At 36.1% G+C, this 10,437-nt stretch carries 8 protein-coding genes; all 8 read left to right on the top strand.

The annotated features are described in order from the left end of the window. The first annotated feature begins 180 nt into the window (after window positions 1-180). Window positions 181-843: a succinate dehydrogenase cytochrome b subunit gene (locus Q0A18_RS05790; RefSeq protein ID WP_292009229.1), complete on the top strand. Its 663-nt coding sequence runs from the start codon at window positions 181-183 to the stop codon at window positions 841-843. 13 nt (window positions 844-856) lie between these two features. Next, entirely contained in the window at window positions 857-2,869 is a 2,013-nt protein-coding gene (locus Q0A18_RS05785; protein WP_292009228.1) for a fumarate reductase/succinate dehydrogenase flavoprotein subunit, read from the top strand. A 24-nt stretch (window positions 2,870-2,893) separates the two neighbouring features. Further along, entirely contained in the window at window positions 2,894-3,661 is a 768-nt protein-coding gene (locus Q0A18_RS05780) for a succinate dehydrogenase/fumarate reductase iron-sulfur subunit (protein ID WP_292009227.1), read from the top strand. Between the two features lie 125 nt (window positions 3,662-3,786). Continuing rightward, a complete protein-coding gene (locus Q0A18_RS05775; RefSeq protein WP_292009226.1) occupies window positions 3,787-5,310 on the top strand; it encodes a TlpA disulfide reductase family protein in 1,524 nt (507 codons plus the stop codon). Window positions 5,311-5,423: 113 nt separating this feature from the next. Continuing rightward, window positions 5,424-6,830 carry a 23S rRNA (uracil(1939)-C(5))-methyltransferase RlmD gene (gene rlmD / locus Q0A18_RS05770; RefSeq protein WP_292009225.1) on the top strand — a complete coding sequence of 469 codons (1,407 nt, stop codon included), beginning with the start codon at window positions 5,424-5,426 and terminating at the stop codon, window positions 6,828-6,830. A 34-nt stretch (window positions 6,831-6,864) separates the two neighbouring features. Further along, window positions 6,865-9,330 carry a zinc-dependent metalloprotease gene (locus tag Q0A18_RS05765; RefSeq protein ID WP_292009224.1) on the top strand — a complete coding sequence of 822 codons (2,466 nt, stop codon included), beginning with the start codon at window positions 6,865-6,867 and terminating at the stop codon, window positions 9,328-9,330. A gap of 5 nt (window positions 9,331-9,335) precedes the next feature. Further along, window positions 9,336-9,812, top strand: coding sequence for a DUF6452 family protein (locus Q0A18_RS05760; RefSeq protein WP_292009223.1), 477 nt, complete (start codon window positions 9,336-9,338; stop codon window positions 9,810-9,812). Continuing rightward, complete coding sequence (locus Q0A18_RS05755; protein ID WP_292009222.1) at window positions 9,778-10,437, top strand: DUF6048 family protein; 660 nt, start codon at window positions 9,778-9,780, stop codon at window positions 10,435-10,437. The genes Q0A18_RS05760 and Q0A18_RS05755 overlap by 35 nt, the downstream gene beginning before the upstream one ends.

The raw sequence follows: 10,437 nt of genomic DNA, 5'->3' as shown, positions 1-10,437 counted from the left end.
GTGTCTTTCAGAGGAAAATCCTATGATTTAAAGTAAACTTCCGATTTTTATACTTTCCTGTATTTATAACGTTTTTAACAATTATTTAGAAAGATTACAAACTAGGTAATTGTGAGATTTCTCACTTCTTTGTATTGTTAACATTTCCTAATTTTGTGGAAATTCAAATTTAGACTTAGTATGGCAGGTTTAACGAGTTCTACAATAGGTAGAAAATACGCTATGGCATTATCAGCTATGTTTTTGCTGATTTTTCTTATACTGCATTTAACTACAAATTTATTATCTGTAATAAATAAGGATGCTTTTAACACAGCTTCTGACTTTATGGGGTATAATCCTTTTGTACAGTTTTTAATGCAGCCTATTCTTGGTTTCGCTGTGATTTTCCATTTTTTGATGGGATTCGTTTTGGAAATTAAGAATAATAAAGCACGCCCTGTTAAATATGCTTCAAACAATGCATCTTTCAACTCTAGTTGGATGTCCAGAAATATGATTATTTCCGGAGCTGTTGTTTTGGCTTTTTTAGGACTGCACTTGTATGACTTCTGGTTACACGAGATTACTTACAAATATGTAGAAGGTATTGCACCTGATGCTGAAAGATTCTGGCCGGAATTGCATGAGAAGTTTGCGGATATTTGGAGAGTAGCTATTTATGTAATTGCTTTTGTATTATTAGGATTGCATTTGGCTCACGGTTTCCAGTCTTCTTTTCAGTCAATCGGTGCAAGACATCCGAAGTATACTCCGGTAATTAAAACTATTGGAAATTGGTATTCAGTTATCATTCCTTTAGGGTTTATCTTCATTGCAATATTTCATTATATAACTCAATAATATCAAAAATACTATGAGTAAGTTAGATTCAAAAATTCCTGCCGGTCCTATTAAGGACAAGTGGAAACATCATAAAGACCATATGAACCTTGTTGCACCTAACAACAGAGATAAAATTGATATTATTGTTGTTGGTACAGGATTAGCAGGAGGCTCTGCTGCGGCTACCTTAGCTGAACAAGGCTATAACGTAAAAGCATTTTGCTACCAGGATTCTCCAAGAAGAGCACACTCTATTGCTGCTCAGGGAGGTATCAATGCCGCTAAAAATTATCAGGGAGATGGTGACTCTACCTATAGACTGTTTTATGATACGATCAAAGGAGGCGACTATAGAGCTAGAGAAGCTAATGTATACAGATTAGCTGAAGTTTCAGCTAATATTATCGACCAGTGTGTATCGCAAGGAGTTCCTTTCGGAAGGGATTACGGCGGTCAGCTGGATAACCGTTCATTTGGTGGGGTTCAGGTAAAAAGAACTTTCTATGCAAAAGGACAAACAGGACAACAGTTATTATTAGGAGCTTATTCTGCAATGAGCCGCCAGATCGGTAAAGGGAGAATTAAAATGTACAACCGTCATGAAATGATGGACCTTGTAATTGTTGATGGGAAAGCAAGAGGAATTATTGCAAGAAACCTTGTGACAGGAGAGATCGAAAGACATTCCGCTCACGCAGTGGTAATCGCTTCTGGAGGATACGGAAATGTATATTTCCTTTCTACAAATGCGATGGGATCCAATGTTTCTGCAGCTTGGAAAATCCATAAAAAAGGAGCTTATTTTGCAAACCCTTGTTATGTGCAGATTCACCCTACGTGTATTCCGGTTCACGGAACACAGCAGTCTAAATTAACATTGATGTCAGAATCTCTAAGAAACTCAGGAAGAATCTGGGTTCCTAAGAAAATAGAAGATTCAGTGGCCATCAGAGAAGGTAAATTAAGACCTGAAAATATAAAAGAAGAGGACAGAGATTATTATTTGGAAAGAAGATATCCGGCATTCGGAAACTTAGTACCTAGGGACGTTGCTTCCAGAGCTGCTAAAGAAAGATGTGATGCAGGTTTCGGAATCGAAAATAATGATACTAAAGAAGGAGTTTATCTTGATTTCTCTACGGAGATCATTAAAAAAGGAAAAGAAGCCGCTCTTGAAAAGCACATCCATAATCCTACAGATCAGCAGATCTATGATTTAGGAAAAAGTTGGATAGAAGAGAAGTATGGTAACTTATTCGTAATGTATGAAAAGATTACTGCGGATGATCCTTACAAAACTCCAATGAAAATCTATCCTGCGGTTCACTATACAATGGGAGGTGTTTGGGTTGATTACAACCTTCAGTCTACTATCCCGGGATGTTTCGTAATCGGTGAAGCTAACTTCTCAGATCATGGAGCGAACAGATTAGGAGCTTCTGCTCTGATGCAAGGTTTGGCAGACGGATATTTCGTCTTACCTTATACGATTGCAGATTATCTTTCCGCAGATATCAGAACAGGATCTATTCCTACCGATTCAGCATCATTCACTGAAGCTGAAAAAGGAATTAAAGAAAAAATAGACTTCTTCTTAAATAATAAAGGAACTCATTCAGTAGATCACTTCCATAAACAATTAGGAAATATTATGTGGAATAAAGTGGGAATGGGAAGAACTCCGGAAGGTTTAAAAGAAGCGATCAAAGAAATCGAAGAAGTAAGAAATGACTTCTGGAAAAATGTAAAAGTTCCAGGAGAAGCAGAAGGTATGAATACGGAGCTAGAAAAAGCATTCCGTGTTGCAGACTTTTTAGAGCTGGGACAGTTAATGGCTATCGATGCACTACATAGAAACGAATCTTGTGGAGGACACTTCCGTGAAGACCACTCTACTCCGGATGGAGAAGCGGAAAGAGATGACGTAAATTACAAATATGTGGGAGCTTGGGAATATCAGGGAGCAGACATCAATAACGAGGTGTTACATAAAGAAGATCTGATATACGAGAATATCGAGGTTAAAACTAGAAGTTACAAATAATCTCCAACCTATAAATACAAAATTATGAGTGCAAAAAAAGGCTTACATCTTACGCTGAAAATTTGGAGACAAAAAAATAATAAAACTAAAGGTCAGTTTGAGACCTATAAAATATCAGATGTTTCCACAGACTCTTCTTTCTTGGAGATGTTGGACATCCTTAACGAGAATTTAATTAATGAAGGAAAAGAACCTGTAGCTTTCGATCACGACTGTCGTGAAGGGATCTGCGGTATGTGTTCACTTTACATCAATGGTAGAGCTCATGGTCCTGATACAGGTATTACTACATGTCAGTTACACATGAGAATGTTCAAAGATGGGGAGACTATCGTTATTGAGCCATGGAGAAGTGCAGCTTTCCCTGTAATTAAAGATTTAATGGTGGACAGAAGTGCATTTGACAGAGTAATGGCCGCAGGTGGTTTTATTTCTGTTAACACATCCGGAAATACATTGGACGCTAATGCTATTCCGGTTCCGAAGGAGGATGCTGATAAGGCAATGGATGCTGCAGCATGTATCGGATGTGGAGCTTGTGTGGCTACATGTAAAAACGGATCTGCAATGTTGTTCGTAGGAGCTAAGGTGTCTCAGTTTGCCTTATTACCTCAAGGTAGAATCGAAGCTAAGCGTAGAGTACTTAATATGGTACAGGCAATGGATGAAGAAGGGTTCGGTAATTGTTCAAATACCGGAGCATGTGAAGTGGAATGTCCTAAAGGAATCTCTTTAGAGAATATTGCCCGAATGAATAGAGAATACATGTCTGCTTTAGTGGATAAAGGATAAAACAGATTGAAATAATCGAAAAAATCGTCTCCTCACTGGAAGGCGATTTTTTTTAGTTAAATCTTTCTTAAAAGCACCAATTAGTTTACTGAAAAACTTATTTTTGTTTAACTATAATATTCAAAATGAAAAAATATCTTTTATTGTTTATCATCGCAGTATTTGTGATGTCTTGCTCTAAAAAAGTTGAAGTAAAAGGAAAAATCACAGGAGGATCACCATTAGAAAGAATTGAGTTTATTGAAGCGTCCGGAGTAGCTACATTACCGTTGACGAATATAGGACTTAAAAACGACGGTACTTTTGCGGGGAGTTTTGAGGCTCCGAAAAGTGGAATGTATGTTATTTCTTACGGAGGAAAACAGAACCTTGTTTATCTAAAAACCGGGCAGAAACTTGATATTTCCGGAAATGGAGCAACTTTCCCGACAGAATATGTCATTACAGGGGATGCTAAAAAGAATAATGACTTCTTTACAGCTGCCCAAAAATATCTTGGAAACTACGCACAGACCATTAATATCAATGAACTTATGATGAAAGATGAGAAAACTTTCCTTCAGGGTGTTCAGAAAGTAGAGGCTGATGTTAATAAAAATATAGAGGAAAATGTACAGAAGTTTAATCCTGACACTGAGGTTGTTAAATGGAAGAAAAATGATATTGCCAGTACATTACTTACTTTAATGTCTCAGTATGAATTAACACAGAAGCAGATTTCAGGAAACCCATCTTTCAAAGTAACAAAAGCCTTTACGGATTATGAAAATAAACTGCAGGCAAACAAAGATGAAATGGTAAAAGAAAACCCGGCGTACAGAAGCTATCTTTTATCTAAAATGAGTCCTGATTTCCAAAAATATGCAGAAGCAAAAAGTAAAGGAAAAACAGATATTACTACATCTGAATTATTTAATGATTATCTGAAAGGTAAAAAAGATATTTCTCAGACTACAAAAGATTATTTATTGGCTTTTGTAATGGCTCAGTCGGATATTCATCCTACAACCGCTGAAAAAACAGTGGAGAAAATCAAAAAGATCATTGATGAAGATATTAAAGATGCTACCATTAAAGCAGATTTGAAAAAAATCCAATTTGCTATTAACGGATTTAAAATTGGAGAACAGGCGCCTGAAGCTTCATTGATTAAGCAAGATGGAAAGTCATACAAACTTTCAGAAAACAAAGGAAAGCCATATATGCTAGTATTTTATGCGTCATGGAATCCTTATATCGGTGAAGCAACCATTCCTGTTGTGAAAGAAGTTGTTAACTTCTATAACTCCAAAATGAACTTTGTTTTTGTAAACGTTGATGATACTAAAGATCAGTTTATTAAAACAAGCAATTCATTATTGAAAGGAATTAAAGGAACCAATGTATATGGTGAAGGAGGTCTTAGCTCAGACATTGCAAAGAAATACGGGATTTACGGATTCAAATTACCTTGTTTCATTGTAATGGATAAAGAAGGTAAAATTGCCAGTAGACCTTTCTTCAATTTAGGAGATCAGGAATTAGTTAATATTCTTGATAAGCAAACAGGACTTTCTGCACCTAAAGTAGACCCTAGAGTACAATTGCAGCCGGGATTGAATCAACCTGCTGAGCAATTGCCACCACCACCACCTGCTCCTACAAAATAATAAACTTTAACATAGATAAAACCTTGTCTGCGGATAAGGTTTTTTTTATTGTATTTTTGCGAAATGAAATGATAAGATTTCATTTGATCATTAGAAAAAATAGAATTTACTGAATGAAAAAGAAGAGAAATATAATTCTTGAAAATATCAAGCTTTTAACAGCGGGTGCCAAAGGGGTTGCTATAGGAAAGACCGATGATGGGAAAACAGTATTGGTTTCCGGTGCCATTCCCGGAGATACAGTGAATGTAAGAGTGAAAAAAGCAAAGTCAAAATATTATGAAGCCGAGGCTATAGATGTTGTGGAGCAGTCACCTTTTAGAGTAGATCCTAAATGTATTCACTTTGGAGTTTGTGGCGGATGTAAATGGCAGAATATGAGTTATGAAAAACAGCTTGCTTTTAAACAGGAAGAAGTTTATAATAATATAAAAAGAATCGGCGGGCTTGATGATTTTGAAACAGTTTCTATTTTAGGTTCTGCAGAACAGTATTTTTATAGAAATAAAATGGAGTTTTCTTTTTCAAATGCGAGATGGCTTACTCAATATGAAATCAGCTCGGAAGAAAACTTCGGAAATAAAGATGCGTTAGGCTTTCATATTCCAGGAATGTGGAGCAAAATTTTAGACCTTAAAGAATGCTTCCTTCAGGAAGATCCGTCTAATGCCATTCGTTTAGCAGTGAAGAATTATGCTGTTGAACAGGGGTTGGATTTTTTTGATGTCAGAAATCAGGAAGGGTTTTTAAGAACTTTAATGATGAGGCAAAACTCTAAAGGAGAGTGGATGGTTTTATTTCAGCTTTACAGAGAAGAAAAAGAAAACAGAGAAAAACTATTCGGGTTTCTATTAGAAACTTTTCCTCAGATTAAAACATTGGTGTATGCCATCAATCCCAAGCAAAATGACTCTATTTATGATTTAGATATCAATGTTTACTTTGGTGAAGGATTCCTCATGGAAGAAATGGATGGATTAGAATTTAAAATAGGGCCTAAATCCTTTTTTCAGACCAATTATAAACAGGCACTGGAGCTGTATAGGAAAACACTGGAATTTGCAGATCTGAAAGGTGATGAAGTTGTTTATGATTTATACACTGGAACAGGGACTATTGCCCAATATGTTGCCAGAAATGCGAAACAGGTAATAGGAATAGAATCAGTTCAGGAAGCTATTGATGCAGCCATAGAACATGCTGAACTGAATGGTCTTACCAACTGCACTTTTTATTGCGGAGATATGAAGGATATTTTTAATGATGAATTCCTGGCTAATCATCCGAAAGCAGATGTATTAATTACGGATCCACCACGTGATGGGATGCATCAGAAAGTAGTGGAACAGATTTTAAAGCTTTCTCCTGAAAAAATAGTATATGTAAGTTGTAACTCGGCTACACAGGCAAGAGATCTGGCATTGATGAAAGAATATTATACTCTGGTTAAAATTCTTCCGGTCGATATGTTTCCGCAGACGCATCATGTAGAAAATATAGCACTGCTTATCAAAAAATAATTATTTAAATTTGAAAATATAATTAAAATAACCCGTGAAGAACCTTATATTTTTTTTATTGATTGTATTGCTGGCAGCACAAACGAATTTTTCTGCACAGGAGAAAGATTCGACTGCAGTAAAGAACGATACGGTTAAAACTAAAAAAGATACATCAAAGAAGAACTCGGTTAAACTTTATAGTGAGGTGATAACCAATAAGGCAGTTTCGGATGAAGGTGTTATTACGATTCATAAGATAGACGAGAAATATTATTTTGAAATTCCGGACCATATCCTGAAAAAAGAGTTTCTCCTTGTAAGCAGGCTGACCAAAGCTGCTGCAGGAATGCGTTCCGGAACCACGGGATATGCAGGAGACCAGATTGGGCAGCAGGTTGTTGCTTTTGAGAAAGGGCCGAAAGATAAGATTTTACTGAGATCTATTTCCTATGTAGACTATGCTAAAGACTCCACTTCGGATATGTATAGTTCTGTAACCAGGAATAATGTACAATCAATTATTAAAGCTTTTGATGTTAAAGCTTATGGGAAAAATAAAAAATCATCAGTAATTGAAGTGACTGATCTGCTGAATGCGGATAATGATATGGTCTCTTTTTCGGTTTACTATAAAGATGCTTTTAAAGTAGGGGCTTTTCAGAAAGATATGTCTTTTGTGAATTTTGTGAAATCTTTCCCTACTAACATTGAGATTAACACCACTAAGACTTTTGCCCGTACTCTTGGAAAAAGTGCAAGTCCGGGAAGTTCTTCTGGACCGGCGCCTAAAATAAGCGGAAACTATACGGTGGAGATTAATTCCTCTTTTGTGTTGTTACCGGAAAATAAGATGCAGGCAAGATATTTTGATCCGAGAGTCGGATATTTTACAGTGGGTTATACAGATTTTGATCTGGATCCTCAGGGTGTTAAAAAAATATCTCTCATTAAAAGGTGGAGATTGGAGCCTAGACCTGAAGATATGGAGAAATATAAAAAAGGAGAATTGGTAGAACCAGTGAAGCCGATTGTATTTTATATTGATCCTGCCACACCGAAAAAATGGGTCCCTTATTTGATACAAGGTGTAAATGACTGGCAAAAAGCTTTTGAAAAAGCAGGTTTTAAAAATGCAATTTATGCTAAAGTCCCTGACCCTAAAATAGACACTGAATGGAGTTTGGAAGATGCAAGATTTTCTGCAATTGTTTATAAACCCTCTGATGTGCCGAATGCTTCTGGGCCATCTATTGCTGATCCGCGTACCGGAGAAATCCTTGAAAGTCATATCAATTGGTATCATAATGTAATGATGCTTTTAAGAAACTGGTATTTTATTCAGGCGTCACCTAATGATCCCAGAGCGAGAAATATGGAATTTGATGAAAAGCTGATGGGAGAGTTGGTTCGTTTTGTTTCTTCCCACGAAGTAGGGCATACTTTGGGGTTGAGACATAATTTCGGTTCCAGCTCCACTGTTCCGACTGAAAAATTAAGAGACAAAAATTGGGTTGAAAAGAATGGACATACTCCTTCTATAATGGATTATGCCAGATTTAATTACGTGGCTCAGCCGGAAGATCATATCAGTGATGCGGGTATCATGCCCAGAATTGGGGATTATGATGAATGGGCAATTGATTGGGGCTATCGAAGATTCTTTAATTATAAAACTCCTGAACAGGAAAAAGAACATTTGAATCAGTGGGTCATTAAAAGCCTGAAAAATGAGAGACTATGGTTTGGAACGGAATCAAATCCTTTAGACCCTAGATCCCAAAGTGAGCAGGTGGGGGATAATGCTATGATTGCAAGCCGCTACGGAATTAAGAATCTGAAAAAAATTGTAGATAATCTGGAAAAATGGACTTATACCCCTAATGAAGATTATGAGAATCTGGGGATGATGTATGATCAGATCGTGCTCCAATTCAGAAGATATCTAGGGCATGTATCCAAATATATCGGTGGAAAGATGGAAACACCCAAAACAGCTGAACAGCCGGGAGTGGTTTATGAAATAGTTTCAAAAAAAGAACAGAAAGAAGCTATGAAGTTTTTAGATGAGAATATCTTTACAACTCCTCAATGGCTAATGAAAAAGGAAATTTTCGAAAAGACCGGAAAGACTCCATTGAAAACTATAGAAGAAATTCAAAATGGGGTTCTAGGAAGAATTTTAAGTGTAATGGTTCTTCAGAATATGTATCAGATGGAATCTATAGATAAAGACTCTTATTCTGTGATCGAACTGTTTGCCGATCTTAATAGTGCCATTTTGAAAAAAGACAATGCAGACATTTATAAAAGAAACCTTCAGCGTAATTATATCGATACACTCATTAAATTAGTGGATCCGAAAACATCTGATAAATCTGATGTTTCAGCGATAGCAAGAGGAAATCTTAACACAATTAAAAAAGAGCTTTTAGCAAAAAGCAATACTTCAGATCTGGTTAATAAATATCACTATGAAGATCTCGTATTTCGAATTGAGAAAGCTTTAGATCCTAAATGAATTTTATGAAATACTTACAATTTTTTTTCTTTCTCGTAGGTATGAGTATGTTGTGCTCATGTGGAGGAGATGATGATATATGTGAAAGTGGTGAGGGAACTCCGAGAATGAAAGTGATGTTTAAATCCGCGTTATCCGGTAAAGAAACCACACTAGATTCTTTATATGTTTCGGTAGACTATGGATCTGGTAAGGTGGATTTAGGAGGAACGAAAGACTCAGGATCAAGGCTGATTCCTTTAAGAGTAGACGATTCTCCTTATACGGATATTTATTTCAAGGAAACAAAAAATGGAAACGAATCTCAGGTGAGAATAAATTATTCCACAAAATCAACCTATGTTTCTCCCGGCTGTGGAGTAAAGAAAACATATCAAAATTTAACTTCCGAATTAATACAATCTGATCCTGTAGTAGAATTGGAATTAGGACAAAATTATATAGAGAATGAAGACAAGACTAATCTATACCTTCTTTTTTAGTTTAATAAGTATATTGAGTTTCGCTCAGGAGACTAAGGAAGTCAAAAAAGAAAAATGGAACTATAAGCCCAACTTTATGGTGGGGTTCGATGTTCTGAATACAGGAGTATCTTTTTTTTCAGACAGGCAACTGTATCAGGGATTTTTATCTACAAAGCTTAAAGATAATGTGCATGGTATCGTAGAGGCGGGCTTTGAAAAGAATATCTATCAAAAAAATGGATATGATGCTAAGGTTAATGGCCCTTTTTTAAAATTAGGATTGTTTTATATGTTGGCTAAAGACAAGGAAAATGAATTTAATGGATTCTATGCAGGAGGAAAACTGGCGGGATCCTTTTATAATCAGGAATATATGGCAGTTCCGGTAAGAGGGTACGGAGGAAGTAATTCTTCGATTGCTTATCCTTCTTCTACACAATCATCTTACTGGATAGAAGGAACAATAGGAGGTAGGGTTCAGTTGTTTGAATCTAATTTTTATATTGATGTAAACCTGCAGCCTAGGTATTTAGTTTATACCACTAAACAAGATGACATACAACCTATGATTGTTCCGGGATTTGGAAGAAGTTCTTCTAAATTCAGTATGGGATTTGCATGGAATATTGCATATAAATTTTAG

The sequence above is a fragment of the Chryseobacterium sp. genome, assembly GCF_022712095.1.
Taxonomy (GTDB): Bacteria; Bacteroidota; Bacteroidia; order Flavobacteriales; family Weeksellaceae; genus Chryseobacterium.
Note: the sequence above shows the minus strand (reverse complement) of the source record. Positions and strands in the feature narration are given on the sequence as shown.

Coding starts and splice junctions, on each gene's coding strand:
- Q0A18_RS05780 (WP_292009227.1), top strand. CDS start 2,894: ATGAGTGCAAAAAAAGGCTTACATCTTACGCTGAAAATTTGGAGACAA.
- Q0A18_RS05755 (WP_292009222.1), top strand. CDS start 9,778: ATGAAGACAAGACTAATCTATACCTTCTTTTTTAGTTTAATAAGTATA.
- Q0A18_RS05760 (WP_292009223.1), top strand. CDS start 9,336: ATGAAATACTTACAATTTTTTTTCTTTCTCGTAGGTATGAGTATGTTG.
- Q0A18_RS05790 (WP_292009229.1), top strand. CDS start 181: ATGGCAGGTTTAACGAGTTCTACAATAGGTAGAAAATACGCTATGGCA.
- Q0A18_RS05785 (WP_292009228.1), top strand. CDS start 857: ATGAGTAAGTTAGATTCAAAAATTCCTGCCGGTCCTATTAAGGACAAG.
- rlmD (WP_292009225.1), top strand. CDS start 5,424: ATGAAAAAGAAGAGAAATATAATTCTTGAAAATATCAAGCTTTTAACA.
- Q0A18_RS05775 (WP_292009226.1), top strand. CDS start 3,787: ATGAAAAAATATCTTTTATTGTTTATCATCGCAGTATTTGTGATGTCT.